This window comes from Pseudomonas sp. B21128, from assembly GCF_044218865.1.
Lineage (GTDB): Bacteria > Pseudomonadota > Gammaproteobacteria > Pseudomonadales > Pseudomonadaceae > Aquipseudomonas > Aquipseudomonas iridis.
Genome location: NZ_CP162590.1, coordinates 3,614,308 through 3,639,725, shown reverse-complemented (window position 1 = coordinate 3,639,725; position 25,418 = coordinate 3,614,308). Strand labels below are relative to the sequence as shown.

The window sequence follows — 25,418 nt, the reverse complement described above, 5'->3', positions numbered from 1 at the left end:
CAAAACTGTGGGAGCGGGCTCGCCCGCGATGGGGCCGGATCAGTCGATGATGATGTTGACTGTCCCGGCCTCATCGCGGGCAAGCCCGCTCCCACAGGGGGTTGATGTGTTCAAGTAATACCGATTACCCGGTCTTCGTGCATTTGCTGCAACAACGCCAATCCGCTGGCCATGAACGACTCGTCTGCGAATTGCCCAGCCTCCTGTGCCAAGCCCTGCAATTGCTCGCGCCCGGTCAATGACGGCAACTCACCGATCCGCTGCAGCAACCGCCACGCCAACGGGCTCAACTGCGAAAACCTCACGCTGAAATCCGCCTCCCGCCGTACCAGTAACAGCGTCGGATGCGCCGGGGCGGTTGGAGGCTGATAATCCGGGCCAAGCCACTGCACCGGCCACGTGTAAGCCAAAGGCCAGGCCAGCGCAGAGATCCGCAATGGCCGTTCCAGCAACAAGCCCTTATCCGTCGCAGGCAAGGGCTTGGCGTCGGATTGCTGCAAGACCATCTCAACCCATTCGTAATGCGCCAGCTCCAGCAAAAACGCGGGCCACGGCCCCTCGCTCAACACCGCAGGCTGCGTGGCGAGATAGTCGAGGAACGCCTCGGCGACCTCAGTAAACTTCGGCGTTTGCGCACGGTAATCGCGCAAAAAACGGCGAATCAGCGTGTGCCAGCGTTGATCGCCGATGATCCGGATCAGTACAGGAAACGTGCCACTCAACAATTGCGAAAGATTGCTGAACAGCAGATCGCGGTACACATTGACCCGCGCGGTATTCATTTCAGCAGGAGGTTCGTGGTTGTCGGGATCACGCAGATAACGCGTCAGCGCCCGTTGTTGCCGTTCAAGGCTATCCACGCTGAGCTCCTTCGCCTTGCAGACGGCGAATGGTCTGTAGCTCGGCGACCAGTTCGGCAAATGCCGGGAAATTGAAATCACGCTCCAGCAGCGTCGGCTGCGCGCCGAACCGTGCGTAGGCTTCGGCCAGCAACGACCACACCTGCGGTTTCACCGAGGCGCCATGGGTGTCGATCCTGAGGCTGTCGGACTCATCGAAATGCCCGGCCACGTGCATCCCGACCACCCTGCCCGGCTCGATCCGGGCCAGAAAAGCCTGCGGATCAAAACCGTGATTGATGGCATTGACGTAGACATTGTTGACGTCCAGCAGCAGGTCGCAATCAGCCTCGCGCAACACCGCGTTGGTGAAGGTCACTTCGTCCATGTCCTGACGCGGGGCGGCATAGTAGGAGACGTTTTCCACGGCCAGGCGGCGACCGAGAATGTCCTGGGACTGGCGGATACGCGCGGCGACGTGGTGCACCGCTTCCTCAGTAAACGGCAAGGGCAACAGATCGTAGAGATGGCCGTCGTCGCTGCAGTAACTCAGGTGTTCGCTGTAATGTTCAACGCGGTGATCATCGAGAAAAACCCGCACTTCCTGCAGAAAACTACAGTCTAGCGGCGCCGGGCCGCCGAGCGACAACGACAAACCGTGACAGGACAACGGATAACGCTCGGCCAGTTCGCGTAACGCCGCGCCGTGGGCACCGCCGACGCCAATCCAGTTTTCCGGGGCGACTTCCAGAAAGTCGAAATCGCCGGCGGGGGCGGCTTGCAGATCTTTCAACAGACCACGGCGCAGGCCCAGGCCTACGCTGGGTTGCCTTGATACATGAGGGGTTTGCATGGTGGCTGACCTCGGTGGTTGACCCACGCAGTTCAACCGGTGGCTGTATCGACGCTGTGTTCAACCCATCCGATATTTGCCACCCCATGTATCCCCCCGCCACAGCGATACACAGCGATACACACCCTTTGAACTCACTGAAAAACTCTGTGGGAGGTGGCTTGCCAGCGATGGCGTCAGCACAGCCAACATCATTATCGACTGTGCCGACCTCATCGCTGGCAAGCCAGCTCCCACAGGGATTAGCGGTGATCACAATTCTTCAGTCCATGCAGCTTTTCTGTAAACGTGAGCCTGCTTGCGATAGCGGTGTGTCCGTCAATGGCTGCAGCGGCTGACACAATGCCTTCGCGAGCAGGCTCGCTCCCACATTTGCTCCGCGTCGATCAAAGAATCCGGGCTAGACTCATTCATGACCCAGTCGAGGGGGCCGCAGGACTTTTGCCGTGCCCTGCCTGTTTCCATGACCACCGCCCGGTGGCGCATGCCTCGACGCTCAACGCCGCCGGACGGTGATCCTGTTTCAGGAGCACACATGATGGACGAGGCTCGACTCAACGAATTCATGGGAAAACTGGTCAACGACATGGGCGGCGCGGCAATGCTGGCCAATGTCATCGTCGGCGAAGAACTCGGGCTGTACCGGGCGATGGCCGACAGTCAGCCGATCAGCCCCGAAGCCCTTGCAGCAAAAACCATCTGCAACCCGCGCCTGGTGCGCGAATGGCTCAGCGCTCACGCCGCCTCCGGCTACATGGAGCACCGCGACGGGCAGTTTCGCCTGCCAGAAGAACAGGCCATGGCGCTGGCCGTCGAGGACTCGCCGGTTTACGTCGCCGGTGGTCTGGGGGTGGTGGCGTCGTTTTTCCACGACAAGGACAAACTGGTCAAAGCCATGCGCGGCAACGGCGCCCTGCCCTGGGGTGATCACCATCCGTGCATGTTCAGCGGCACTGAACGGTTTTTCCGCCCTGGCTACAAAGGCCACCTGATCGCCGAATGGTTGCCGGCGCTGGACGGCGTCGTGGCCAAACTCGAGAAAGGCGCGACAGTCGCCGACATTGGCTGCGGCCACGGCGCCTCGACCGTGTTGATGGCCCAGGCGTATCCCAACTCGCGTTTCGTCGGCTACGACTTTCACGCACCGTCGATCACCGTCGCCAACCAGCGCGCGGAAGAAGGCGGGGTCAGCAGTCGGGCGACCTTCCTCCAGGGCTCAGCGAAAAACTACCCCGGCAATGACTATGACCTGATCTGCTATTTCGATTGCCTGCACGACATGGGCGACCCGGTGGGCGCCGCGCGTCATGCCTACGACTCGCTCAAGGACGACGGCACGGTGTTGCTGGTCGAGCCCTTCGCCAACGATGCGCTGGACGACAACATCAACCCGGTGGGACGGCTTTTCTACGCAGCATCGACGTTCATTTGCACGCCAAACTCGCTGTCCCAGGAAGTCGGCCTGGGCCTCGGTGCGCAGGCCGGTGAACAGCGCCTGCGCAAAGTGTTTACCGAAGCCGGATTCAAGCAGTTCCGGCGAGCGACGCAGACGCCGTTCAACCTGATTCTGGAGGCTCGCAAATAACCGCGAATCTGTGGCGAGGGAGCTCTCTCCCTCATCACGGAGGTCAGTGCTAACCTGCAGGGCACTCATCGCTACTGGAATGCCAGCCATGCTCGACAGCCCGATCCGCGAACACCTCGACACGCTGCAACAGGCGATGATCGACGGTGACTTCCTGGTGCTCACCGGCGCCGGCATCAGCACCCCCTCGGGCATCCCCGACTACCGTGACAGCGACGGCGTGCGACGTGGCCGGCAACCAATGATGTATCAGGAGTTCCTCGCCGCCCCCGAATCACGCCGCCGCTACTGGGCACGGGCGATGCTGGGCTGGCCTCGGGTGCGTCAAGCGCAACCGAATGCAGCGCATGAGGCGCTGGCCAGTTTGCAGCGTCATGGCAGGATCAGCGGCTTGATCACGCAGAACGTCGACACTTTGCACGATCAGGCCGGCAGTCATGACGTGATCGAACTGCACGGCAGCCTGCACCGCGTGCTGTGTCTGGATTGTGGACAGCGCAGCGAGCGCGATTCGATTCAGCAACTGATGGAACGGCAGAATCCGTATCTGGCCGGCGTCGATGCAGTGCAGGCGCCAGACGGTGACACCCTGCTTGACCCGGCATTCGAAGCACGCTTTCAGGTGCCACACTGCCCGTTTTGTGCGGGCGAGCGGATGAAACCGGACGTGGTATTTTTCGGCGAAAACGTCGCGCAACCTACCGCCGCTCGGGCCATGGATGCAGCGCAGACGGCGGCGGGAATGCTGGTGGTGGGGTCTTCGTTGATGGCCTATTCGGCGTTTCGCCTGTGCCGGGTGATCGCAGATCGCGGCAAGCCGTTGATTGCGATCAATATGGGCAAGACACGGGCGGATGATTTGCTGGATTTGAAGATTGAGGGGGCTTGCGAACAACTGTTGCCCTTGCTGACACAACACCTGACGACTGAATCCAGGTAGGCGTTGATGCACATTGCGACAAGCCTTCAGCAGCCAGGCACCCCTTGAAAGTCGGCGCTGGCTACTGTTTCAGATCATCGACCCGTTTGTTCATGACCAAGTCAGACACATGGGTAAATGCCTTGCGCAATGTCTCTGGATCGGTGGCGTATTGCTCGGGCGAACAATTGATCATGCAATGATTCGCCGGGCAGGCCACTGCCTCGATACCACTTTAGAGGCTGGCGTTATCGCGGAAATGTTTGCAGGTAAGCCAACAAATTCTCAAGCTTCTCCTCATCACTCAGCCCCCAGAAAATCATCCGCGTGCCCGGCACCACGCCTTTGGGATCTTTCAGGTAAGCCTTCAGGGTTTCGTGGTCCCAGGTCACGCCTGAGTTTTTCATCGCATCGGAATACACATAGTTCGCCGACGTCCCGGCCGGGCGGCCGATGATGCCGTTGAGTTCAGGGCCGAAACCCGAGCGGGCGGACTCGCCGACTTGATGGCAGCCGCCGCACAGGCGCGGGAAGATTTTTGCGCCGGCCTCGGGATCGCCTGCTGCGTGGGCGGTTGTGCCGAGCAGGCCAGCGGTGAGTATCAGGGCGAGGGACAGTGAAGCGGTGTTTTTCATCGGGCGATCCAAAGCGATTTGATGCGAATGCGCCAAGGCTAACATTTTGTGGCCAAGGAGCCTGATCCCTGCCAACGGTTCTACAGATAAGCGCCGACGACGCTTCTGACGGTGATCAACGCTTGGCGCAACACGCTCATATCCACCGAACCCAATGCCAACCGAATCGCATGCGGTGTATGCGTCGCCACCGAAAACGGCTCGGCGCTGGTGACCGAAATCTGTTCGTGCATCAGCTCCATGACCATCTGATCGGCGCGCACGTCGTCCGGCAACGGCAACCACAGAAAATACGAGGATGGATGTGCGAAATAAGGCAACCCGTTGAGCAGCTCGGCGGCCAGTGCCTGGCGTGCTTTGGCGTCATTGCGTTTCTGCTCTTCAAGCATGATGACGGTGCCGTCGTCGAGCCAGCCGCAAGCAATGGCGGTCATCACGCCGGGAGTGTTCCAGGTGGTGGCGCGGATGATTCGCTCCAGCGCCGGCACCTTGGCCACCGGCGCAGCGATGAAACCGACGCGCAAACCGGTGGCGATATTCTTGGAAAGTCCCGACACATAAACCGTGCGCTCCGGCGCCATGTCGACCAGCGCTGGCGGTGGGTTTTCCACCAGAAAGGCGTAGGCCGCGTCTTCAATAATCGTCAGATCATGCTGGCGGGCAATCGATATCAACTGCTCGCGCTGCTCAGTCGGCATCACCCAGCCCAGCGGATTGTGCAGAGTCGGCATGCTGTACACGGCGCGCACTGAGCGGCTGCGACAGAGTTTATCCAGCGCCGCCAGATCCGGCCCGTGGTCACCGACCGGAATCGCCACCACTTCCAGATGCAGCGCTTCGGCCAGCACCTTGAACCCGGAATAGGTCAGCGCATCCGCCGCAATCACATCGCCCGGTTTGAGCAGTGCCATCAGCGTCACCGCCAGCCCTTGCTGGGCGCCGTTGACGATCAGCACTTGCGCCGCCTCAACGCTCACCCCGCGACTCAGCAGATGCCGCGCAACCGAGGCGCGCTCATGTTGGCGGCCGGCTTGCGGTTGATAACGCAGCAGTGCTTCGAGGTCACCGGACAGCGCCAATTGGCGCAACGCCGTGCGTAACAGCTCAGCCTGACCGGGCAATGACGGGTAGTTGAAATTGAGGTCGATCATGCCGACCGCGACATCCTTCTGATCGATGCCCTGCCCCGGCGACAACGAGGTTTCCCGCACAAAGGTGCCGCGGCCGGTTTCGCCACTGACCAGGCCCATCGCCTCCAGCTCGGCGTACACCCGCGAGGCCGTGACCAGCGCCAGTCCTTCGCTCGCGGCCAGTTGCCGGTGGGTCGGCAGTCGCGTGCCCGGCGCGAGACGCCCCGAGCGGATGTCTGCCGCATAGGTATCAACGAGGGTCTTGTAACGGGAGCGTGGCACGTGGGGATGTATCCATGACAATTTTTTGATTGTCCTGATTCTCGCCCCTAGGATTAAACCTACGCAACCCCACCTTTGAGCGCGACCTCGTATGGAACGGACTTCGAACCTGGGTAACCCGGCACTGGATAAAACCAGCGGCTGGGTCAACGGTTTTATCGGCGTGGTGATCTTCAGCGGCTCGCTGCCGGCCACGCGCCTGGCGGTGCTGGAGTTCGACCCGGTGTTTCTTACCGTGGCGCGGGCGGCCATCGCCGGGGTATTGGCGGCGGGATTGTTGTGGCTGTTTCGCGAGCGGCGTCCGGCGCGCAGTCAGTGGTTTTCACTATTCATCGTCGCGATGGGCGTGGTGTTGGGTTTCCCGCTGCTGACCGCGTTGGCGTTGCAGCACGTGACGTCAGCGCATTCGATTGTTTTCGTGGGATTGCTGCCACTGGCCACGGCGATTTTCGGCGTACTGCGCGGCGGTGAGCGTCCGCGACCGGTGTTCTGGTTCTTCTCGATTCTGGGCAGCGCTCTGGTGGTTGGATTCGCGCTTTCCCAGGGGCTGACTGCTTCGCCCACCGGTGATTTGCTGATGCTCGCAGCGATTCTGGTGTGCGGCCTCGGTTACGCTGAAGGCGCGAAGCTGTCGCGCACCCTCGGCGGCTGGCAGGTGATCTGCTGGGCGCTGGTTTTGTCCCTGCCGCCGATGGCGTTGCTGAGTCTGTGGCAGGCGCCCGCCTCGTTCAACAACATCAGCCTGTCGGCGTGGCTGTGTCTGGCCTATGTGTCGCTGTTCAGCATGTTGATCGGATTCGTGTTCTGGTATCGCGGACTGGCGCAGGGCGGGATCGCGGCGGTTGGACAGTTGCAGTTGCTGCAACCGTTCTTCGGCCTGGCACTGGCGGCGACGTTGCTGCATGAACAGGTCAGCATCGGCATGCTTGCGGTGACATTGGGAGTGATTTTGTGTGTCGCCGGGGCGAAGAAATTCGCCAGATAACGCTCAAATCCCAGCCTTCCACTCCCGAGGACTGAGCCCCGTTTTGCGGCGAAAAGCGCGGGCCAGCGCCGAAGGACTTTCGTAGCCGACCTCTTCGGCGATCAACGCAATCGGCCGGCCTTCGCGCAGACGTTTCTGCGCCAGACTGACCCGCCAGCTCAGCAGGTAATCGCCCGGTGTCTGCCCGACAACGCGGTGAAACTGCTCGGCGAATCCTGCGCGAGACAGGTTGGCAGCCTCTGCCAGATCGGCCACGCTCCAGGGCTTTTCGGGCTGTTCATGCATCAGGTTCAAGGCGCGGGACAGGCGCGGATCGGCCAGCCCGGCCATCATCCCGGGGGCTTGATCACGATTACTGATGAGGTGGCGCAACAGCAGGATCACCAACAACTCGAACAACCGGTCCATCACCGCCACACGTCCGCAATGACCTTCGAAGGCTTCCTTGAACAGCCACTCCAGGGTGCTGCTCAACTCTGGAATCTCTGTGAGTTCGAGCACCAGATAATCCGGCAGCGCCGCCGCCAATGCATTACCCGAACCGCCGTCAAACGTCAGCGCTGCGCAGACCAGTCTGGTCTCCATGGACGCGTCGGCAATCATGCGATGGGCAAAGGGTCGAGGGAAGAAAATCAGCGACGGCTGATCGAGGCGGATCTCGCGTTCATTGCCAGGCTTGAGCAGCAACTCACCCGCCTGCAACAGATGCACGTGCCCACTCGGCTCACCCTCATGAACACTGACGCCGCAAAAGTCGCCGCTGTGAAACGTACCGGCATGCACAGCGAAATGGCTGAGCAACGTGGAAAGGCGATCCATGGGCAACTCCCGAGCGAATATCTGGACGATCTGCCGCATATCCTCGACGATTTGACGCCAAAGCACCACTAGCGCTGATTAACATCACCTCCATCGCCGGTGCACTTCGCACCCGACCTTTGGAGAATCACCATGAGCCGCATCAATGCCATCAGCCTCGAATCCGCCACCGACACCACCCGCCCGGTACTGGAAGGCGTGAAAAAGAAAATCGGCTTCCTGCCCAATCTTTTCACTACTTTGGCCAAGGCGCCCGTAGCGCTTGAGACCTACGTACAAGCCTCGGCCATCCTCGGTAAAACCTCATTGAGCGCCAAGGAGAAAGAAGCGGTCTACCTCGCCACGTCGCAGGTCAACGGTTGCGATTATTGCCTGGCGGCGCACACCCTGTTTGCCGGCAAGGCCGGGCTGTCGGCGCAGGACATCGTCGCGGCACGCGAAGGCGAACTCAATGCCTACGCCGCCCTCGCCCAGCAACTCACGCAAAGCCGCGGCCACCTGAGCGACGAACAAATCGCCGCCGCCCGCGCTGCCGGTATCGACGACGTGAAAATCATTGAAGTGATCGCACTGGTCGCCGTGCAGACACTGACCAACTACCTGAACAACGTGGCGCTGACCGATATCGATTTCCCGGCGATCTAAACCTGGGCACACACATATCCCTGTGAGAGCTGGCTTGCCAGCGATGGCGGTGGGTCAGTCAACATCTACATTGACTGTGCCGGCGTCATCGCTGGCAAGCCAGCTCCCACAAGGTATCGTGGGTGAGCCGATCAAACCTACAGAAAAGCAAAAGCAGACCGCTTTTCACTTCTCACCACTCAACACAATGAGCGTTAGCTCGAGTGCAGCTCTTGACCTCGAAGGCCCGTCGGGCCGGACGTCAGGGCAAAGACCTTTGGTTACTTTGGGCTGGGCCGGCACTCCGGCGTTTGCCAAAGTGACCCGCCGTAAGGGCGGAACCGCAAGAAGCCATCACCGCAGCAACGGATATGCTCCCCTCAATCGTGATCAACACCAGCGCGCTTAAGCAACTTCTTACAACGTTCCGACAAATGAAACACCTGCAAATGCTTACCCGCCTTCGCATAACGCTCGCGCAAAGTTTTCAGCGCGGCAATGGCGGAATAATCAACAAAACTCAAATGCTGACAATCGAGCGTAACCCGCGCCGGGTCATTGGCCGGATCAAAGCGGTTGAGGAACGGCGTGGTCGAGGCGAAGAACAGCGTGCCGTGCAGTCGATAAAGTTTGCTGCCGTCAGCTTCCAGATGCTCATCGGCATACAACTCACGAGCCTGCTGCCAGGCAAAATTCAGCGCAGCAATGATGATGCCGCACAGCACGGCCGTGGCCAGATCGGTGAACACGGTGATAGTGGTCACGGCGATGATCACCAACACATCGTTGAGCGGCACTTTGTTCACCACCCGTAGCGACGCCCAGGCGAAGGTCTGCTGCGACACCACAAACATCACGCCGACCAGCGCCGCCAGCGGAATACGCTCGATCAGTGGCGACAGAAACAGGATAAACAGCAGAATCAACACGCCCGCGACGATGCCCGACAAACGTCCGCGACCACCGGAGCTGAGGTTGATCACGGTCTGGCCAATCATCGCGCAACCGCCCATGCCGCCAAACGCGCCCGAGACCATGTTCGCCGCGCCGAGCGCCACGCACTCGCGATCCGGGTAGCCACGGGTTTCGGTGATTTCGTCAGTCAGGTTCAACGTCAGCAGGGTTTCCAGCAAACCGACCAGCGCCATCAGGATCGCGTACGGCGCGATGATGCTCAGGGTTTGCAGGTTCCACGGGATGTCCGGCAGGGCAAAGGTCGGGAGGCCACCGGCGATGTGCGCCATGTCGCCGAGAGTGCGGGTTGGCAGGCCGAACAGATAAACCAGCAGGCCCACGCCGAGAATCGCCACCAGCGCCGGCGGCACTGCGCGGGTCAGGCGCGGCAGGATGTAGACGATGGCCATGGTCAGCGCCACCAGCCCGGTCATCAGGTACAGCGGCGTACCGCTGAGCCAGTCTTCACCGCTTTTGAAATGCTCCAGTTGCGCCAGCGCAATGATGATCGCCAGGCCGTTGACGAAACCGAGCATCACCGGGTGCGGCACCATGCGCACCAGTTTGCCCAGGCGTAGGAGCCCGAACACCATCATGATCAAACCGCCCAGCAACACGGTCGCCAGTAGATACTGCACGCCGTGCTGCACCACCAGCGCCACAATCACCACCGCCATCGATCCCGCCGCACCGGAGACCATCCCCGGGCGACCGCCGAACAATGCCGTCAGCGTACAAATGATGAAAGCGCCATAAAGGCCCATCAGCGGATTGAGGTGGGCCACCAGCGCGAACGCAATGCATTCGGGCAACAGGGCAAACGAGGTGGTGAGTCCGGCCAGGACATCGGCGCGCAGACGTATCGGTTTCATGGCATACCTGACTGAGCGGCCGCTGGGCACGGCCGCGGATTTGCTGAAAAGAGTGCAGCGAATAAAGAGGGTTGCGGATATTACGGAATTGTCCGACATCGGGCCAGCAATACGCTGACACATCGCAATTCACGCCTTATGCTGGCGCGCTCCTGTACGCATCGAGTCCACACATGTCTGCATTTCTGACTGCCCGTGAGGTTTGCCAGCGACTGCGCGAGGCCGCGCTGGGCGTACTGGCGTTCAGCTGCGAGGCACGCACCGAGGCCGGACTGGTCACGGTGGACATCGACGGCTGGCGCCTTGTGCTGGATTTTGAAGGCGAACGGTTGCATCACTGTGAATACGCCCGCAACTGCGAGGGCGATGAAGGAGCGCTCGATAGCTGGCAGCGCTTTGGCACCGATCCGGTAAGCCTGCTTAGTACCTGGGAATTGGCGCAGATCGAACGGTTGCTGATTGAGTCCGGTCAGCCCTGCGCTTCGAACAAATGATCCATCCCGCAAAGCGCCGGCCGCTGAAAGCGCTGAACGCCGGGCTCAGGGCATAAAATCCACGGGGCTATCCTGGTGGCTTTTCATGCGTTCATTCCAGGCCTGCAGGGCGTCAGGCAAGCGCGATTTCCATTGTGGCGCGTTGGTGTAGTAACGCAGGCGCGCGTGACCTTGGGCATCGTAAGTTTGCAGCAGCACCCAGAACCGAGCATCACTTGAACGCATGACGATGCCGGTGCCGCCGAGGCCGCGCATCCACATTTCCACGACCTGACTGTCCGGCACATCGGTTGAAGGCTCAGCCGTCATCAACGAGCCGGATAACTCCACCAGTTTTTGGTAATCGTCCTTGAGCAGCGTGCGCAGGGCCTGATTTTCCTCCGGCGTTTGCGCCAGGCCAAGGCTGAGCATGTCGTACTCCAGCGTCAACGGCTGCTGCGAGGCGACAAAACGACCGGTGTAATACACGCCCATTCCGGCACTGCAATAGCCTCCGGCTTCGACTTGCGAGATATCCAGCACGCCGTTGATCGGCGTGAAGCTGAGGGTGCATTCGTCTTCAGCGTATAAGGCTGTACCGTTCTTGAGTGTTGCAACGCCGTCCAGATCACCGGAGTTGGCCCCCTCACCCGCCGTGATGGCGACGCTGATGTGCGTGGCATCAACCTGTTTGGTCACCACCGTCGCAGACGTCGACGGGCCGGGCGGAATGAGTTGCCAGGTCGCGTCCCAATTGAAGGGCTGAACGGCGTGTTTGAGTTCGACCAGACGCCTGACGTACTGTCGACGCAAACAGGCAGCCGAATCGCCACAGGCGTTGCGACTTTTCAGCCATTGCCGTTGATCTGTCTTCAGGGCTTTGGGGTCAGCGACTTTGGCCAGGCTTGAGCGCCACTGCTGGGCGAGTTTTTCGTCGAGTTCGGAAAGGTAAGGGTCGGCACAAATCGCTTTTTCAGTTTTGCTACTGGCGCTGGCGCAATCGAAACTGCTGGCGTGGACGAAGGGTGCAAAAACGAGAGATGTCAGCAACAAAACGTGACGGGGGTTGAAAGGCAACATCGAGAGATTCCATTCTTCAGACGGCGGGCAGTATGCCAGCGCTGCTCACGGAAATCCTTGGAATAGACAGCGGTCGTGGGCCAACCGCAGGTCGCTGTGGGAGCGAGCTTGCTCGCGAAGGCGTCCTGACCATCGCTGATGTTTTGGATGACTCAGCGCTTTCGCGAGCAAGCTCGCTCCCACAGTAAATCGAGGTTAGAACTGGATTGCTGCGGCGGGTTTTACATCGATCCGCGCCACCGAGCCGGTCAGGTGCGCCAGATCCTTGTTGTGCTCGCCAATGATGTCTTCGGCGCTCATGTTGCCGTTGTCGACCGTGGAATGGGCGTCGGCCGCCAGCACCACGTCGTAACCCAATTGGTGGGCCTGGCGCACGGTGGCATTGACGCAGTAATCGGTTTGCAGACCGCAGATCACCAAACGCTCGAATTCTTCGCCCGGCAGCCGTTTGCGCAAATCGGTCTGGTAAAACGAATCCCGGGTGGTTTTGCGAATGCGCAGATCGTTCGGGGCCGTCTCAAGCCCTTCCGCCAATTGCCAGCCTTCGGCTCCGTGGGCCAGTGGACTGTCCTTTTCTTCATGCTGAATCAACACAACCGGCACCCCGGCCTTTCGCGCGCGGTTGCTGAGGTTGTTGATGGTGTCGATCACGCGGTGGATGTCATGGCATTGGTATTCGCCCGAGCACAGAGCGTGCTGGACGTCGATGATCAGTAATGCGGTGGTCATGATGAGCCTTCCTTGATCAGTCCTTGAGACAGGGGCGGACGTGAGTCCGCCCCCTTTTTACGCCTCTCAGTAACCCAATGACAACCCTGTATTGCGCCGTGGATCGTTGGCGCCGTAGAAGCGGTTTTTGCCGACCGGTTTACCGCCCAGCGACGGTGCGCCAACCAGAATCGCGGCGATATGGTTGGCGTCCTGCGGCCCGGCGAACTTGTGGCCCCAACTCTCGAGAATCTTCCTCGTGTCGGGGCTGGCGGCGAAGTCTTCGAGGTTGGTTTCCTCCGGCATCCATTGCTGATGGAAACGCGGCGCATCGACCGCCTCCTGCAAGCCCATGCCGTAGTCGATGACGTTGAGCATGGTCAGCAAAGTCGCGGTGATGATGCGGCTGCCGCCCGGCGTGCCGACCACCATGACCACTTTGCCATCCTTGGTGACGATGGTCGGGCTCATCGATGACAGCGGCGCCTTGCCCGGAGCGATGGCATTGGCTTCGCCCTGCACCAGACCGTACATGTTCGGCACGCCGACTTTCGACGTGAAGTCGTCCATCTCGTCATTGAGGATCACCCCGGTTTTGCTCGCCATCACACCGGCACCAAACCAGTCGTTGAGCGTGTAGGTGACCGAGACCGCGTTGCCCCACTTGTCGACGATCGAATAGTGAGTGGTGTTGCTGCCCTCATGGGGCGCTGTGCCGGGTTTCAGTTCGGCGGAGACACCGGCCTTTTGCGGCTGGATGGCGTCACGCAGTTTGGTCGCGTAGTGCTTGTCCAGCAGGTGTTCGATCGGGTTCTTGACGAAATCCGGGTCGCCCAGATAGCTGTTGCGATCAACATACGCGTGACGCATCGCTTCGATCTGATAGTGCATACCCTGGGCCGAATGGAAGCCCAGGTCCTTCATCGGATAACCTTCGAGAATGTTCATGATCTGGCAGATCACCACGCCACCAGAGCTTGGCGGCGGGGCCGAGACCACGTGATAGCCGCGGTAATCGCACTCCACCGGGGCCAGTTCGCGGGTCTTGTATTTGTCGAGGTCGGCCTGGGTGATGATGCCCTTGTTCGCCTGGCTGGAGGTCACGATGGCGTCGGCCACCCAGCCTTTATAGAAGCCGTCAGCGCCCTTTTCGGAAATGGTTCGCAGGGTTTTGCCGAGGTCTTTCTGCACCAGTTTCTGCCCGACCTGCATCGGCTCGCCGTTGCTGAGGAAGATCGAGCCGGAATCGCGCATGTCCTTCTTGAACACATCGGTGGCGTACTCCAGCAACTCGACGTCGCCTTGCTCCAGCTCAAAACCGTCTTCAGCCAGTTTGATGGCGGGGGCAATCATGTCCTTGCGCTGCTTGGTGCCGTACTTGCTCAGCGCCAGCTCCATACCAGACACAGTACCCGGCACGCCGACGGCCAAATGGCCGCGGGTACTCAGTTCCGGGATGACGTTGCCTTCCTTGTCGAGGTACATATCGGCGGTCGCCGCCAGCGGGGCTTTTTCGCGGAAGTCGAGGAACGTCTTGCGTCCGTCTGCCAATTGAATGGTCATGAAACCGCCGCCACCGAGGTTGCCCGCAGCGGGATAGACCACCGCCAGCGCATAACCTACCGCGACCGCCGCATCCACGGCGTTACCACCGCTTTTCAACACGTCGACACCGACATGCGTGGCCAGATGTTGCGCGGTGACCACCATGCCGTTTTCCGCGGCAACCGGTGCCACCGAGGCGGCGTGAGCCATGAGACAGCTGAGTGCCAGTGAGGTCGCTATCAGCGATTTGGCCAAAGGTTCGTACTTCATGAGTCGATCTCTTTTTTGTTTTCAGGGTCTGTGCAACACAGAGGGGAACGCGTCAAGAGCAAGAAGCAGTATGGTCGGGTTTGCGTATTGCGCCTCCCCGATCAGCCAGTATGCTGGGCGCTGTTGCCGCACCGAATCGGAGCTTGCTCGCATGTCGCTTACCTTCATCACCCTGCCCTCGCCGGTTGGCGAGCTCAAGCTGGTCGCGAACGGCTCGCGACTGGCGGCCATCCTCTGGGAAAACGACCGACCGAACCGCGTGCGTCTTGGGCCGATGACTGAAGCACCGGACAATCCGGTCCTGCTGAAAACCGCTCGGCAACTGGAAGAGTATTTTGCCGGGACGCGCAATTGCTTCGAGCTGGAGCTGGATTTTGTCGGCACGGACTTTCAGAAACAGGTCTGGGCGGCGTTGCTGACCATTCCGTTCGGAGAGACCCGCAGCTATAGCCAGATTGCCCAACAGATCGGCAAACCCTCCGCCGTACGGGCAGTGGGCGCAGCGAATGGGCGCAACCCGATTTCGATTGTTGCGCCGTGTCACCGGGTGATCGGCGCGTCGGGAAAGTTGACTGGTTTTGCCGGGGGGCTTGAGGCTAAAGAGCGGTTGTTGACGCTGGAGGGTTTCTGCCAGACGGGTCACACGGGAAATTTGTTTTGACCTGCTTAGGGTGGAAGCGCGCTTGCTCGCTCCCACAGGGATTAGTGTGATGCCTGAGCGTTGAACAGGTTATTCATCGCCGCGTATTGCAGCAGCAGGATGGTCTTGGCATCGCAGATCTCACCTCGATGGAAGGCTGCCAGCGCTTCATCGAATGACCATTCCAACACTTCGAGCTCTTCGGTTTCTTCTTCCAGACCGCCACCGTCGCTGACCTTTAAAGCCGAGTCGTACTCGGCAATAAAGAAGTGCAGTTTCTCGGTCACCGAACCGGGGCTCATGTAGGCCTCAAAGACCTTCTTCACGTCATGCACGCGATAGCCGGTTTCTTCCTCGGCCTCATCGCGAATCCGCTGTTCCGGGGCGGCCCCCTCCAGCAATCCTGCTGCCACTTCAATCAGCAGACCGTCATGGCCGTTGACGAACACCGGCAAGCGGAACTGCCGGGTCAGCACCACAGAGCGCTTCTCTCGGTTGAACAGCAAAATGGCAGCGCCATTACCGCGGTCGTACACCTCGCGGGTCTGACGCTGCCACTCACCATTATTGCGTTGGTAGTCGAAGGTGATTTTCTTCAGCAGATACCAATCGTGGGACAACACCTGAGTGTCGATAATGTTGACCCGCTCGGCTGTGTCGCTCATCACGTTTGATCCTTTTTCCATCGTAAGGCTGCCATGGTCGAATAATCGCGCCAATTAAAAAAGCCCGGCAGCGCTACCGGGCTTGTTTATTTGCAGCTAAAGCGCGGAATGCGCAACCGACTCTTCGATCTCCTGCCCGGTCAATCGGGCCCCGTGAATCAACGGCCCGTAACGCTGACTGAACTCCCAGTCATACGGCACGCGCTCCTTATTGGTGCCGTTGTCCCAGTTCACCGACCAGGTCATCAACCCCTTGATCGAATGCCCCTTGATTGCCAGCCGCTTGAGCACATTGCCCACCACAGTCTTGTCGATGACGTAACCGGTGGCAGCGGCATCGACATTGGCCGGAAGACCGATGACGAATTTTTCCGCGGCAATCCTGGTAAAACCTCGAGTGCCCGTCACCAGACTTTCAGTCAGGTAATAAAGGAAGTCCTCTTTCAGCACATCGTTGTTCTGCGCGATCCACGCACCGGCACCGTTGTTGGCCTCAGGCACCCAGACCCCGTCGCCGCCCTGATTGTAGAACTGCGGTGCGATGAAGTCGTAGTAGCCTTCCAGTGCCTGCAAATAACCGACGTACTTGCCGTTGGTGGTCAGGTACGGAAACTCCGGGGCCATGCTGATGATGAAATGCTTGCCCTGGCCTGCGTAGTGATCCTTGACCCGTTTCAGCGCGGCCGGCAGGACGGTCTTGTTGGCGGCGAAATCAATCGCGCTCTGTTCAAGATCGATGTCCAGCCCGTCAAAGCCATACGTTTCCACCAAGCGGATGATTTCATTGGCCAGCGGTTGCTCCTGACCGCTTTGCAGCTCGATGTGTGCATCGGCGCCACCGAGAGAAATCAGCACGGCCCGCCCCTGACTGTTAAGCACGCCGACCTGACGGCGGAACTCGGCATCGGATACGTTGAACGGCTTGAAGGTCGGGATACCGCTGCCCTTCATGAAGGCCACTGCGACCACGTTGTATTCCCTGGGTACATCCTCCAGAGCGATGCTGGCAAACCGGCCCTGCCGATAACCGTCGCTCGGCCCCGCTGGCCAGTTGTGCCAAAAGCCCATGAGGATTTTTTTGCCGGCAATGCCCGGCATCAGCGAAGCCGCATCACTCGCTGCGTTTTGCATCAATGAGAAGTCGATGTTGGACATGTTCTAATCCTTCAGAACCTGTGGGTTTGACGACGCTGCGCCGTTATTTGAAGTCGACGTCGAACGCCTGATAGAAGGCGTTACCGGTATTGGCAACGATCCACATCAGCACGATGACGTGACGGCCTTTCTTGTTCGCCGGCAGTTTCACCGAGTGGTTCACCTTGGCTTTAAGCTCAGCCGGATGACTGTAGTAAGGCACCTGAGTGTAGAAGTCCTCAAAGAACGGTTGTGCTTCGAGTTGCGCGCGGGTGATGCGTTGTTTCGGATCCCAGCCGTCCTTGGTGATCAGCCAGCGATAGCCACGGGTGGTATGCGGTGCGGTGTATGCCCATTGGATCTCGAGGATCTGACCTGGGGTGACATTGAGCAGCGGCCACGTGAATGGATGATTGAGTTTCCTGCTCATTTCCTCATCGGTGAAGTTCACGCAATCGCGCGCATCAGTCTTGCCGCCGCTGAGAATGTAGCCGTCTGCGGGCGGGGCGACACTGGTGGAGTCGGTTTCGTAGGGTGGCGGAAACGGTCCGGCAACGAGTGCCGGAAAGTTCTTGCCGCCTTCCATTTCATTCACCTGCCAGTCGCCCAGCAGCCCTAGATCAATGGCCACCGAGCCACGGCTTGCTGGTGAGGTGACACGACCATGTCGCAGTGGGGTTTCAGGGTTTGCTTGATTCATGTTTTTCACTCCGTTGATTAAAGAACTCTCCTTCCCGAGGAGAGGCCTTCAAGCTAACGGAGGTGATTTTTTTGTCCATCGGCGGTTATGTCGCACTCATCGTCAGCCGCGCTCAAAACACCAATAAACACTGTATGGATATACAGCACCCTAAGAAAAAGCCCACCCCACGTATGGCAAAAGGACTACACGCCGACGCTGCAAACGTCGCCATTCTCAACTCAGCCTAACTGAGCGTTGAACTCCTTTTCGTATTCTCCAGCCAACTGTTCTTTCTGCTTTTCGCTGAGTAACTTGCCGGCCATCTGGAAGAACTTCTGCTCCTCTTCCTTGAGGTGGTGATGGACCTTGTCCGAAAGCTTTTTAGCGGTCACCAGCCATGCCGGGCTGGACATCTCGGTCTCATCCAGCTCTTCCATCATCTCGTCCATCTCATGGTGCTCGGAGATGGCGTGCCGGCTAAGGTCAACGCCGTTGTCGAACGCCATCAGCGGGATATAGAAGTGGCGCTCCTCGGCAGTTTCGTGGGCTTGCAACTCGGCCTTGAGCTGCTTGTAGGCCTCTGCCCTTTCAGGAGTATCACCACTGGTTTTGATCAGGTTTTCGGCGTAGCTGCGCTGGCGATCATGGCTTTCACGAAGGGCTTCGAAAATATTCATGGGGGTCCTCATCAACCGCGTTCTGAAATGACGCTGTCAACGCTAGACCGCAGCGCGGGAGCGACGGTTCCACGGGGTTGAACAGGGACTTGGAAGACACCCCTTGTGCAGGATAGGCTGGGGGCTCACACCACAAGGAAGTCCTGCATGAACTTGCGCATCGAGTTGTCGCAAAACCCTACGGAAGAACAACGTCAGGCCATTCTCCAGCCCTTGATTGCCTACAACGACGCGCAGACAGGTGGTTCGAAATCAGAACCCTTCGCCCTGCTGGTGCGCGACGAGCACGACGCGATTCTCGGCGGATTGTATGGTCGGGTGATTTTTCAGTGGATGTACATTGAATTGCTGTCAGTCCCGGACCAGGGTCGGGGGCAGGGAGTCGGCTCGGAGCTGATGACCATGGCCGAATCGATGGCCAGGGAAAAGAACTGCCTGGGCATCTGGCTGGACACCTTCAGTTTTCAAGCGCCAGAGTTCTACAAGAAGCTTGGGTTCAGCCAGTTCGGGGAGATCGTTGACTATCCGCCGGGGCACAAGCGGCATTATTTCCAGAAGCGCTTGATGGGTTGAATCGACTGGCCCCATCGCGGGCAAGCCTGCCCCCCACAGTGAATACCTGTGGGAGCGGGCTTGCCCGCGATGAAGCCATTGATGTCACCGCACAGGGCAACTGACTGACCTTAAAGACAAGTCGCCAACGCCGCCAACCGTCGCTTGGCAACAAAATCATCTTTTTGCGCGTAGTAGTTCAACACCGTGCCGGAGGCATCCGTACTCACATCGACAAACGACTCCGCCGAACGCGTGTACACCGTCGAACCGCCCTTCTTGCCCGGCTGCAGATAAGCCCCGGCATCGACGCCGAACACGGCTTCGTCCTGCCAGGCGAATTGCACGCACTGGGCCACGTTTTTTTCGGGTTTGTTGGAGGTCAGAACCTTGTTTGGGGTTTGGGTGCGGGCATTGTCCATCACCGAACCCGCGCAACCGGCCAGCAACGTCGCGGCCAGCGCCACCATCAGAATTCGCATTGCATTCGCTCATTCACAAAAAAGCGGACTGTATCACCGCAGCAGCAGGAATCGTTCTGCTTTACTGCATTTATAGCGCGACACGCGCGGGCAGCTGCGGCAACCTAAGGTCATCAGCCTCACAAGGAAAACACATGGCGCCTACCGACCAGCGACATGAACACGCTCTGAAACTGTTTCTCGACGCGCACCCCGATTTGCGCGAAACCCTCGACCATCTCAATCCGTTGCTGGCCCAGGCCAAAGGTGAAACCCAGGCGCAGTATCGCGAGGAGCGCCTGCATGAGGCGTTTGAGGCCGAGGCGGAAAGTCGAGGCTTGTTTGCCTGGGAACTGACCTTGCAACTGACAGCCGAAACGCCTGAAGAATATCAGGCTCAACGTCTGGAAGTGCATCGCGAAGTCGCGGAAATGGCCGGGATGGAGTGGCTGGAATACTGCGATCTGTATGGCATAGAACCGTAATCATTGCTCAAGGATATCCGCACCGATGCTGCCCTCAACCTCGACCCACCGTGCCAGTCCCGGCCATCTGCACAAGCAGAAATGGCGCGGTCGTGTGGGTCTCGCGCTGGTGGCCAGCCTGTCGGTGCTGGCCGGGATGACGGATGCAATCGGCTTTATGGCCAGCGGCGATTTCGTCTCGTTCATGAGCGGCAATACCACACGCCTGGCCGTGGCGATCAGTGATGGCGACATGGGGCTGACGTTGCGCCTGGTCATCCTGGTGGCCACGTTTGTCATCGGTAATGCCCTGGGCGTGGTGGTTGCACGGCTTGGCGGGCGGCGCACGCTACCCTTGCTGCTGTGCATCGCCACCCTGCTCTGCATGGCGGCAGCGTTACCAATTGATGCCCAACTGCCGGCGCTGCTGGCGGCAATCATCGCGATGGGCATGCTTAACGCCGCAGTCGAGGAAGTGAACGGCCTTCCGGTCGGGCTAACCTACGTGACCGGGGCGCTGTCGCGATTCGGACGAGGACTGGGGCGCTGGATGCTCGGCGAACGCCGCGGTGGTTGGCGGGTGCAACTGGTGCCGTGGAGCGGGATGTTTATCGGCGCGATACTTGGGGCGGTACTGGAACACCATTTGGGACTCAGGGCGATGTTCGTCAGCGGTTTGTTGGCGGCAGTGGTGGGGTTGCTGTCCCTGACCATTCCCCGACGCTGGCAATTAGGCTACATGCCCCGTTGACTGATGCCTGACACCTATCCCTGTGGGAGCGAGCTTGCTCGCGAAGGGTCCTTCACATTCAACATCCCGGCGCCTGACAAGACGCTTTCGCGAGCAAGCTCGCTCCCACAGGGTTATAGGCATAACCTGAATTTCGCGGATACCCCAATAAAGCTTTATCATGCCCGCAGTTTTGCTGATCGAGTCCGTCATGAAGTTCGCCATTGCGCTGTTTTCCGCCGCCCATGCGCCCTCCTCGCGCCGAGCCCTGCTGTTTGCGCAGGCTGCATTGGCCGGTGGGCATGAGATTGTCCGGCTGTTTTTCTACCAGGACGGGGTCTACAACGCCTCCGACGCGGTGGTCACGCCGCAGGACGAGCTGGACCTGCCCAAACAATGGCGTGCATTCATCAGCGAGCGACAACTCGATGGCGTGGTGTGCATCGCCGCAGCCCTGCGCCGCGGGGTGCTGAATGCCGAAGAGGCTCAGCGCTATCAGCGAGATGCCGTGTCCGTCAGCACACCGTGGGAATTGTCCGGCCTCGGTCAGTTGCACGACGCGGTGCAAGGCGCCGACCGCTTGATCTGCTTCGGAGGTGCGTGAGATGGCCAAATCCTTGTTGATCATCAGCCGTCAGTCGCCGTGGTCCGGCCCCGCTGCCCGCGAAGCGCTGGACATCGTGCTGGCCGGCGGCGCTTTCGATCTGCCGATCGGCCTGCTGTTTCTCGATGACGGCGTGTTGCAACTGGCCGCGGGGCAAAACGCCAAGGCTCTGCAACAGAAAGACCTGAGTGCCAACCTGCAAGCGCTGCCGATGTTTGGCGTCGAAGAACTGTTCTATTGCGCCGAAAGCGCTAGCGCTCGCGGCCTCGGCGAATTCTCGCTGGACGAAGCCGCACCGCTCGCCGCCGAGCAAATCACTGCCCTTATTGACCGTTACGACCAAGTGATCACCCTCTGATGTCGACTTTGCATGTGTTGTCTCATTCCCCGTTCGGCGATGATCGTCTGACGAGTTGCCTGCGTGTCATCGGCAGTGCCGACGCTTTGTTGTTGTCTGGTGACGCGGTCTATGCGTTGCAACCGGGTACCGCGCCGTTTACCGAACTGCAAAACCGCCACATCAAATTATTCGTTCTGGCCGAAGATATGGAAGCTCGCGCCATCGAAGCGCCGGACTGGGCCAAAGCCATCGATTATCCGGCCTTCGTCGAGCTGTCGATTCACCACGACAAGGTCAACAGTTGGCTATGAATTCCATGACCGTCGGCGCCCGCGCCATCGAACTGGACAAGGACGGCTTCCTCGTTGACCTCAGCGACTGGTCACACGACGTCGCCAGTGCCCTCGCCGCCGCCGAAGACATCGAGTTGACCCCCGAACACTGGGAAGTCCTCGAACTGCTGCGCAGCTTCTATGCAGAATTCCAGCTGTCCCCGGCCACGCGGCCGCTGATCAAGTACACCGCGCTGAAGCTCGGCGTGGACAAAGGCAACAGCCTGCACCTGAACCGACTGTTCAAAGGCACCCCTGCCAAACTCGCCGCGAAACTGGCGGGCCTGCCCAAACCGACGAATTGCCTATGACCGACTATCCAGCGCTGACCCTCGAAACGCCCGCCGAGCATCCCTTCGCCCCGTTCGTGCGAATCCTTGGCAAGGGCAAGCGCGGCGCTCGCGACCTGACTCGCGTCGAGGCCCGGGAAGCAATGGGCATGGTGCTCGACGACAAGGTCGAAGACACCCAACTCGGCGCTTTTCTGATGTTGCTGCGGCACAAGGAAGAAAGCGCCGAGGAAATGGCCGGTTTTACCGAAGCGCTGCGTGAGCGTCTGCAGGCACCGGCCTTGAATGTCGATCTTGACTGGCCAACCTACGCGGGCAAAAAGCGGCATCTGCCCTGGTATCTGCTGGCGGCCAAGTGCCTGGCGCAGAACGGCGTGCGCATCTTCATGCATGGTGGCGGCGCGCACACTGCCGGGCGTCTGTACAGCGAGCAACTGCTTGGTGAGCTGAGCATCCCTTTGTGCCGCGACTGGCAGCAAGTCGGTACGGCGCTGGACAACGGCGGTCTGGCGTTCATGCCGCTGGTGGACTGGGCACCGCAATTGCAGAAGATGATCGACTTGCGTAACACCCTGGGCTTGCGCTCGCCGATCCATTCGCTGGCACGGATTCTCAATCCGCTGGGCGCGCGCTGCGGTCTGCAAAGTATCTTCCACCCCGGTTATCAAGCCGTGCACCGCGACGCCAGCGGCCTGCTCGGCGACACGGCGATTGTGGTCAAGGGCGATGGCGGTGAGATAGAAATCAACCCGGATGCCGACAGCCATCTCTACGGCACCATGGGTGGCGAGAGCTGGGATGAGGAATGGCCGCAATTGTCAGCGCAACGCCACGTCAAACCAGCCTCGCTGGACGTTGAGCATCTGAAAGCCGTATGGCGCGGCGATGTGGTGGACAGCTATCCGCAAATGGCCCTGATTTCGACCATGGCGTTGGCGTTACGCGGTCTCGGCCAGTCCCGTGAGCAGGCATTCGAAAACGCCGAAAAATATTGGAATAACCGAACCCGTACAATCTAAAAATATTGATGTTGCCAACCCACACATAGGAAGAAACAGTGAGAGACGACTTTAAGGAAGAAGTAAAAAGGATACTTGCGCTGCGGGCTGGAGGGAAATGCTCAAATCCTAGCTGCCGATGCTCAACTTTCGGTCCTCGCACCGAACAGCACCAAATCGTCAACATTGGCGTAGCAGCTCATATCCATGCGGCATCGGAAGGAGGGCCGCGGTACGACAGAAACATGCTCAACGAGGATCGGGCGAGTATCAGCAATGCAATCTGGTTGTGTCAGAGCTGCGCAAAACTCATCGATAACGACGAAAAACGCTATACACCTCAGTTGCTTCGCGAATGGAAAGCAGGCGCTGAGGATGCTGCCATTCGAGAGCTCGAACGTCGTGAGTCAGCAATCCATGCGACGGCGGCGACATTTGAAACGCCTGTCCCGACCGTGCATATCAAGCTATCTCCTGTTTTTGGCGTAATAACTCCCCCAAACGATTTCAAGTTGATCATCAATCGGCTATCAGTTGCGGCCGCTAAAGAAGAACCTCTGAAGCTGCACGTCGAACTTGTCGACTTGGAAAAATATGCGGCGGCATTTCAAGACGAAGTCCACCAAGTGAATTTTCGCGCCGATCGCCTTAAGAAGGCAGCACAAATCGCTGGCGCCATTCAATTACTTTGCTCCAAAGCGGTCCAGGATTGGCTGCCATTTGTTGTTACCGACAGCGCTGATCGCGTCAACGTCGCGCACGCGATCGTGGTCTGGTATGAAAGCGGCCATGCTGCTCCCGGGACAAAACTTGATGTCTGGCGGGACTGCCACCCCCAACTGAGTGCACCGGTGTATCTGTCCGAAGCCGAAGTCGCGGCGATGCTATCAAAATTCGAATTCGATTCGATGAGGGATCTGGCCATGGGCGCAGGTTGGAGGGCAGCTGACGAGTTACCGACCGAGGTCATTCTCGGTAAGGTGCTACCGCGCATCCTGATTGAAACCCAGATCAGGAACATCAATCCCGTTCAGGTACAAGAAACGCTGGTGCTCGCTAGCTGGCACATAGGTCAAGGTTGAGAAAAGGCATTGCCCTTGCCTTCTACAAGGGCAGTGCCGCTCACAAATCGATTTAACCGATCATTCGCGCCTGATCTTTGCGCTTTTTGTTCGAACTCATCGGAATAGACTCGACTCCAACGTTTATTGGTTTACGGAGTCTTGATCATGGGTTTACTCGTTGATGGCCGCTGGCAGGACAAGTGGTACGAAAGCAGCAAGGACGGCGCGTTCCAGCGCGAACAGGCGCAACGGCGCAACTGGGTCACCGCTCACGGCCGGCCAGGCCCGAGCGGCGAAGGCGGCTTTGCAGCCGAGGCCGGGCGCTATCATCTCTACGTTTCGCTCGCCTGTCCGTGGGCACATCGCACCCTGATCCTGCGCAAACTCAAAGGTCTGGAAAGCCTGATCGACGTTTCCGTGGTCAGTTGGCTGATGCTGGAAAACGGCTGGACCTTTGACACCGCGCGCGGCTCGACCGGCGACCGGCTCGATCACTTCGACTTCATGCACCAACGCTACACCGCCGATACGCCGGACTACACCGGGCGCGTCACCGTGCCGGTGCTCTGGGACAAAAAACTCAAACGCATCGTCAGCAATGAATCGGCAGAGATCATCCGCATGTTCAACAGTGCGTTCGATGATCTGACCGGCAATGATCTGGACTTCTACCCGGCGCCGCTGCGTAGCGAGATCGATGCCTTGAACGAGCGGATTTATCCGGCCGTCAACAACGGTGTGTATCGCGCCGGGTTCGCCACCTCGCAACAGGCTTATGAAGAGGCATTCGATGAGGTGTTCGCCGAACTGGATCACTTGGAACAGGTACTGGGTGCCAATCGTTATCTGTCGGGTGAATACCTGACTGAAGCGGACGTTCGTCTGTTCACCACGATGATCCGTTTCGATGCGGTGTATCACGGGCACTTCAAGTGCAACCTGCGACGGATCGCCGATTACCCGAACCTGTCGAACTGGCTGCGTGAGCTGTATCAGTGGCAGGGGATCGCCGAGACGGTGGATTTCCAGCACATCAAGAATCACTACTACGGCAGCCACAAGACAATTAACCCGACAGGGATTGTGCCGAAGGGGCCGGAGCAGGATTTCACTGTCGCCCATGACCGGGCGCGGTTGAGTGGGAAAGGGGTTTGGCGCAGGGGCTGACATTTGTAGAGGCTTGGAGGGCCCCATCGCTGGCAAGCCAGCTCC

29 protein-coding genes and 1 pseudogene are annotated in these 25,418 nt (G+C 59.4%); 16 read left to right on the top strand and 14 right to left on the bottom strand.

The features are described from left to right. Window positions 1-110: 110 nt before the first annotated feature. Complete coding sequence (locus AB4P91_RS16175) at window positions 111-860, bottom strand: DUF2063 domain-containing protein (protein ID WP_395603184.1); 750 nt, start codon at window positions 858-860, stop codon at window positions 111-113. Then, complete coding sequence (locus AB4P91_RS16170) at window positions 853-1,692, bottom strand: DUF692 domain-containing protein (RefSeq protein WP_395603183.1); 840 nt, start codon at window positions 1,690-1,692, stop codon at window positions 853-855. Before AB4P91_RS16170 ends, AB4P91_RS16175 begins: the two co-directional genes overlap by 8 nt. 538 nt (window positions 1,693-2,230) lie before the next feature. On the opposite strand from AB4P91_RS16170, the gene AB4P91_RS16165 reads away from it, so the two are divergent. Both AB4P91_RS16165 and AB4P91_RS16160 read left to right on the top strand, forming a co-directional pair. Then, window positions 2,231-3,277, top strand: a complete 1,047-nt coding sequence (locus tag AB4P91_RS16165) for a class I SAM-dependent methyltransferase (protein WP_395604968.1) — start codon at window positions 2,231-2,233, stop codon at window positions 3,275-3,277. 88 nt (window positions 3,278-3,365) lie between these two features. Next, complete coding sequence (locus AB4P91_RS16160) at window positions 3,366-4,217, top strand: NAD-dependent protein deacetylase (protein WP_395603182.1); 852 nt, start codon at window positions 3,366-3,368, stop codon at window positions 4,215-4,217. A 227-nt stretch (window positions 4,218-4,444) separates the two neighbouring features. On the opposite strand, the gene AB4P91_RS16155 is transcribed toward AB4P91_RS16160, so the two are convergent. Both AB4P91_RS16155 and AB4P91_RS16150 read right to left on the bottom strand, forming a co-directional pair. Then, entirely contained in the window at window positions 4,445-4,831 is a 387-nt protein-coding gene (locus AB4P91_RS16155) for a cytochrome c family protein (RefSeq protein WP_042562127.1), read from the bottom strand. A gap of 80 nt (window positions 4,832-4,911) precedes the next feature. Next, the gene (locus tag AB4P91_RS16150) at window positions 4,912-6,243 is read right to left on the bottom strand and encodes a PLP-dependent aminotransferase family protein (RefSeq protein ID WP_395603181.1); all 1,332 of its coding nucleotides are present in this window, start codon (window positions 6,241-6,243) and stop codon (window positions 4,912-4,914) included. 91 nt (window positions 6,244-6,334) lie between these two features. Between AB4P91_RS16150 and AB4P91_RS16145 the strand changes: the two genes are divergently transcribed. Beyond that, on the top strand, window positions 6,335-7,228 hold the full coding sequence (locus AB4P91_RS16145; protein ID WP_395603180.1) for a DMT family transporter: 894 nt from the start codon (window positions 6,335-6,337) through the stop codon (window positions 7,226-7,228). Between the two features lie 3 nt (window positions 7,229-7,231). Here AB4P91_RS16145 and AB4P91_RS16140 read toward each other — a convergent pair whose 3' ends face one another. Continuing rightward, the gene (locus tag AB4P91_RS16140) at window positions 7,232-8,047 is read right to left on the bottom strand and encodes a cupin domain-containing protein (protein WP_395603179.1); all 816 of its coding nucleotides are present in this window, start codon (window positions 8,045-8,047) and stop codon (window positions 7,232-7,234) included. Between the two features lie 132 nt (window positions 8,048-8,179). On the opposite strand from AB4P91_RS16140, the gene AB4P91_RS16135 reads away from it, so the two are divergent. Next, the gene (locus AB4P91_RS16135) at window positions 8,180-8,692 is read left to right on the top strand and encodes a carboxymuconolactone decarboxylase family protein (RefSeq protein WP_150592279.1); all 513 of its coding nucleotides are present in this window, start codon (window positions 8,180-8,182) and stop codon (window positions 8,690-8,692) included. A gap of 359 nt (window positions 8,693-9,051) precedes the next feature. Here the strand turns inward: AB4P91_RS16135 and AB4P91_RS16130 are convergent, their stop codons facing one another. Beyond that, window positions 9,052-10,497, bottom strand: coding sequence for a SulP family inorganic anion transporter (locus AB4P91_RS16130; protein WP_395603178.1), 1,446 nt, complete (start codon window positions 10,495-10,497; stop codon window positions 9,052-9,054). 173 nt (window positions 10,498-10,670) lie between these two features. On the opposite strand from AB4P91_RS16130, the gene AB4P91_RS16125 reads away from it, so the two are divergent. Next, entirely contained in the window at window positions 10,671-10,991 is a 321-nt protein-coding gene (locus AB4P91_RS16125) for a hypothetical protein (RefSeq protein WP_150592281.1), read from the top strand. Between the two features lie 45 nt (window positions 10,992-11,036). Here AB4P91_RS16125 and AB4P91_RS16120 read toward each other — a convergent pair whose 3' ends face one another. The 3 genes from AB4P91_RS16120 to ggt form a co-directional block, all read right to left on the bottom strand. Next, window positions 11,037-12,050: a lysozyme inhibitor LprI family protein gene (locus tag AB4P91_RS16120; RefSeq protein ID WP_395603177.1), complete on the bottom strand. Its 1,014-nt coding sequence runs from the start codon at window positions 12,048-12,050 to the stop codon at window positions 11,037-11,039. 195 nt (window positions 12,051-12,245) lie between these two features. Further along, entirely contained in the window at window positions 12,246-12,779 is a 534-nt protein-coding gene (locus AB4P91_RS16115; protein WP_395603176.1) for a cysteine hydrolase family protein, read from the bottom strand. Between the two features lie 66 nt (window positions 12,780-12,845). Then, window positions 12,846-14,573, bottom strand: coding sequence for a gamma-glutamyltransferase (gene ggt / locus AB4P91_RS16110; protein WP_395603175.1), 1,728 nt, complete (start codon window positions 14,571-14,573; stop codon window positions 12,846-12,848). Window positions 14,574-14,724: 151 nt separating this feature from the next. On the opposite strand from ggt, the gene AB4P91_RS16105 reads away from it, so the two are divergent. Next, entirely contained in the window at window positions 14,725-15,234 is a 510-nt protein-coding gene (locus AB4P91_RS16105; protein WP_150592285.1) for a methylated-DNA--[protein]-cysteine S-methyltransferase, read from the top strand. A gap of 41 nt (window positions 15,235-15,275) precedes the next feature. On the opposite strand, the gene AB4P91_RS16100 is transcribed toward AB4P91_RS16105, so the two are convergent. From AB4P91_RS16100 to AB4P91_RS16085, 4 genes and pseudogenes are all read right to left on the bottom strand, one after another. Next, complete coding sequence (locus AB4P91_RS16100; protein ID WP_395603174.1) at window positions 15,276-15,878, bottom strand: NUDIX domain-containing protein; 603 nt, start codon at window positions 15,876-15,878, stop codon at window positions 15,276-15,278. A gap of 153 nt (window positions 15,879-16,031) precedes the next feature. Next, window positions 16,032-17,033: pseudogene (locus AB4P91_RS16095) on the bottom strand (chitinase); the annotation flags it as partial. Between the two features lie 43 nt (window positions 17,034-17,076). Further along, window positions 17,077-17,712, bottom strand: a complete 636-nt coding sequence (locus tag AB4P91_RS16090; RefSeq protein WP_395603173.1) for a lytic polysaccharide monooxygenase auxiliary activity family 9 protein — start codon at window positions 17,710-17,712, stop codon at window positions 17,077-17,079. Between the two features lie 221 nt (window positions 17,713-17,933). Next, entirely contained in the window at window positions 17,934-18,371 is a 438-nt protein-coding gene (locus AB4P91_RS16085; RefSeq protein ID WP_150592289.1) for a hemerythrin domain-containing protein, read from the bottom strand. Window positions 18,372-18,518: 147 nt separating this feature from the next. Here AB4P91_RS16085 and AB4P91_RS16080 point away from each other — a divergent pair, with 147 nt between their 5' ends. Next, window positions 18,519-18,944 (top strand): N-acetyltransferase, encoded by a 426-nt coding sequence (locus AB4P91_RS16080; protein WP_150688751.1) that lies wholly within the window; start codon window positions 18,519-18,521, stop codon window positions 18,942-18,944. Window positions 18,945-19,054: 110 nt separating this feature from the next. Here the strand turns inward: AB4P91_RS16080 and AB4P91_RS16075 are convergent, their stop codons facing one another. Continuing rightward, complete coding sequence (locus AB4P91_RS16075; RefSeq protein ID WP_395603172.1) at window positions 19,055-19,405, bottom strand: hypothetical protein; 351 nt, start codon at window positions 19,403-19,405, stop codon at window positions 19,055-19,057. 134 nt (window positions 19,406-19,539) lie between these two features. On the opposite strand from AB4P91_RS16075, the gene AB4P91_RS16070 reads away from it, so the two are divergent. The 9 genes from AB4P91_RS16070 (at window position 19,540) to AB4P91_RS16030 (ending at window position 25,373) form a co-directional block, all read left to right on the top strand. After that, a complete protein-coding gene (locus tag AB4P91_RS16070) occupies window positions 19,540-19,869 on the top strand; it encodes a DUF6388 family protein (RefSeq protein WP_042559838.1) in 330 nt (109 codons plus the stop codon). A 25-nt stretch (window positions 19,870-19,894) separates the two neighbouring features. Beyond that, window positions 19,895-20,599 (top strand): YoaK family protein, encoded by a 705-nt coding sequence (locus tag AB4P91_RS16065; protein ID WP_042559839.1) that lies wholly within the window; start codon window positions 19,895-19,897, stop codon window positions 20,597-20,599. A gap of 190 nt (window positions 20,600-20,789) precedes the next feature. Beyond that, on the top strand, window positions 20,790-21,182 hold the full coding sequence (tusD, locus tag AB4P91_RS16060; RefSeq protein ID WP_150592590.1) for a sulfurtransferase complex subunit TusD: 393 nt from the start codon (window positions 20,790-20,792) through the stop codon (window positions 21,180-21,182). 1 nt (window position 21,183) lies between these two features. Then, window positions 21,184-21,540, top strand: a complete 357-nt coding sequence (gene tusC, locus AB4P91_RS16055) for a sulfurtransferase complex subunit TusC (protein WP_150597236.1) — start codon at window positions 21,184-21,186, stop codon at window positions 21,538-21,540. Further along, window positions 21,540-21,833 (top strand): sulfurtransferase complex subunit TusB, encoded by a 294-nt coding sequence (tusB, locus tag AB4P91_RS16050; protein WP_150688753.1) that lies wholly within the window; start codon window positions 21,540-21,542, stop codon window positions 21,831-21,833. The genes tusC and tusB overlap by 1 nt, the downstream gene beginning before the upstream one ends. Then, a complete protein-coding gene (locus AB4P91_RS16045; protein ID WP_395603171.1) occupies window positions 21,830-22,165 on the top strand; it encodes a TusE/DsrC/DsvC family sulfur relay protein in 336 nt (111 codons plus the stop codon). Before tusB ends, AB4P91_RS16045 begins: the two co-directional genes overlap by 4 nt. Beyond that, complete coding sequence (locus AB4P91_RS16040) at window positions 22,162-23,163, top strand: glycosyl transferase family protein (protein ID WP_395603170.1); 1,002 nt, start codon at window positions 22,162-22,164, stop codon at window positions 23,161-23,163. The genes AB4P91_RS16045 and AB4P91_RS16040 overlap by 4 nt, the downstream gene beginning before the upstream one ends. Before the next feature lie 224 nt (window positions 23,164-23,387). Next, window positions 23,388-24,224 (top strand): hypothetical protein, encoded by an 837-nt coding sequence (locus AB4P91_RS16035; protein ID WP_395603169.1) that lies wholly within the window; start codon window positions 23,388-23,390, stop codon window positions 24,222-24,224. A 147-nt stretch (window positions 24,225-24,371) separates the two neighbouring features. After that, window positions 24,372-25,373 (top strand): glutathione S-transferase family protein, encoded by a 1,002-nt coding sequence (locus AB4P91_RS16030; protein WP_395603168.1) that lies wholly within the window; start codon window positions 24,372-24,374, stop codon window positions 25,371-25,373. Window positions 25,374-25,418 lie beyond the last annotated feature (45 nt).

Coding starts and splice junctions, on each gene's coding strand:
- ggt (WP_395603175.1), bottom strand. CDS start 14,573: ATGAAGTACGAACCTTTGGCCAAATCGCTGATAGCGACCTCACTGGCA.
- AB4P91_RS16165 (WP_395604968.1), top strand. CDS start 2,231: ATGGACGAGGCTCGACTCAACGAATTCATGGGAAAACTGGTCAACGAC.
- AB4P91_RS16135 (WP_150592279.1), top strand. CDS start 8,180: ATGAGCCGCATCAATGCCATCAGCCTCGAATCCGCCACCGACACCACC.
- AB4P91_RS16130 (WP_395603178.1), bottom strand. CDS start 10,497: ATGAAACCGATACGTCTGCGCGCCGATGTCCTGGCCGGACTCACCACC.
- AB4P91_RS16035 (WP_395603169.1), top strand. CDS start 23,388: ATGCTCAACGAGGATCGGGCGAGTATCAGCAATGCAATCTGGTTGTGT.
- AB4P91_RS16170 (WP_395603183.1), bottom strand. CDS start 1,692: ATGCAAACCCCTCATGTATCAAGGCAACCCAGCGTAGGCCTGGGCCTG.
- AB4P91_RS16105 (WP_150592285.1), top strand. CDS start 14,725: ATGTCGCTTACCTTCATCACCCTGCCCTCGCCGGTTGGCGAGCTCAAG.
- AB4P91_RS16125 (WP_150592281.1), top strand. CDS start 10,671: ATGTCTGCATTTCTGACTGCCCGTGAGGTTTGCCAGCGACTGCGCGAG.
- AB4P91_RS16045 (WP_395603171.1), top strand. CDS start 21,830: ATGAATTCCATGACCGTCGGCGCCCGCGCCATCGAACTGGACAAGGAC.
- AB4P91_RS16100 (WP_395603174.1), bottom strand. CDS start 15,878: ATGAGCGACACAGCCGAGCGGGTCAACATTATCGACACTCAGGTGTTG.
- AB4P91_RS16040 (WP_395603170.1), top strand. CDS start 22,162: ATGACCGACTATCCAGCGCTGACCCTCGAAACGCCCGCCGAGCATCCC.
- AB4P91_RS16145 (WP_395603180.1), top strand. CDS start 6,335: ATGGAACGGACTTCGAACCTGGGTAACCCGGCACTGGATAAAACCAGC.
- tusB (WP_150688753.1), top strand. CDS start 21,540: ATGTCGACTTTGCATGTGTTGTCTCATTCCCCGTTCGGCGATGATCGT.
- AB4P91_RS16140 (WP_395603179.1), bottom strand. CDS start 8,047: ATGGATCGCCTTTCCACGTTGCTCAGCCATTTCGCTGTGCATGCCGGT.
- AB4P91_RS16030 (WP_395603168.1), top strand. CDS start 24,372: ATGGGTTTACTCGTTGATGGCCGCTGGCAGGACAAGTGGTACGAAAGC.
- AB4P91_RS16160 (WP_395603182.1), top strand. CDS start 3,366: ATGCTCGACAGCCCGATCCGCGAACACCTCGACACGCTGCAACAGGCG.
- AB4P91_RS16115 (WP_395603176.1), bottom strand. CDS start 12,779: ATGACCACCGCATTACTGATCATCGACGTCCAGCACGCTCTGTGCTCG.
- AB4P91_RS16080 (WP_150688751.1), top strand. CDS start 18,519: ATGAACTTGCGCATCGAGTTGTCGCAAAACCCTACGGAAGAACAACGT.
- AB4P91_RS16120 (WP_395603177.1), bottom strand. CDS start 12,050: ATGTTGCCTTTCAACCCCCGTCACGTTTTGTTGCTGACATCTCTCGTT.
- AB4P91_RS16155 (WP_042562127.1), bottom strand. CDS start 4,831: ATGAAAAACACCGCTTCACTGTCCCTCGCCCTGATACTCACCGCTGGC.
- AB4P91_RS16085 (WP_150592289.1), bottom strand. CDS start 18,371: ATGAATATTTTCGAAGCCCTTCGTGAAAGCCATGATCGCCAGCGCAGC.
- AB4P91_RS16090 (WP_395603173.1), bottom strand. CDS start 17,712: ATGAATCAAGCAAACCCTGAAACCCCACTGCGACATGGTCGTGTCACC.
- AB4P91_RS16075 (WP_395603172.1), bottom strand. CDS start 19,405: ATGCGAATTCTGATGGTGGCGCTGGCCGCGACGTTGCTGGCCGGTTGC.
- tusD (WP_150592590.1), top strand. CDS start 20,790: ATGAAGTTCGCCATTGCGCTGTTTTCCGCCGCCCATGCGCCCTCCTCG.
- AB4P91_RS16065 (WP_042559839.1), top strand. CDS start 19,895: ATGCTGCCCTCAACCTCGACCCACCGTGCCAGTCCCGGCCATCTGCAC.
- tusC (WP_150597236.1), top strand. CDS start 21,184: ATGGCCAAATCCTTGTTGATCATCAGCCGTCAGTCGCCGTGGTCCGGC.
- AB4P91_RS16070 (WP_042559838.1), top strand. CDS start 19,540: ATGGCGCCTACCGACCAGCGACATGAACACGCTCTGAAACTGTTTCTC.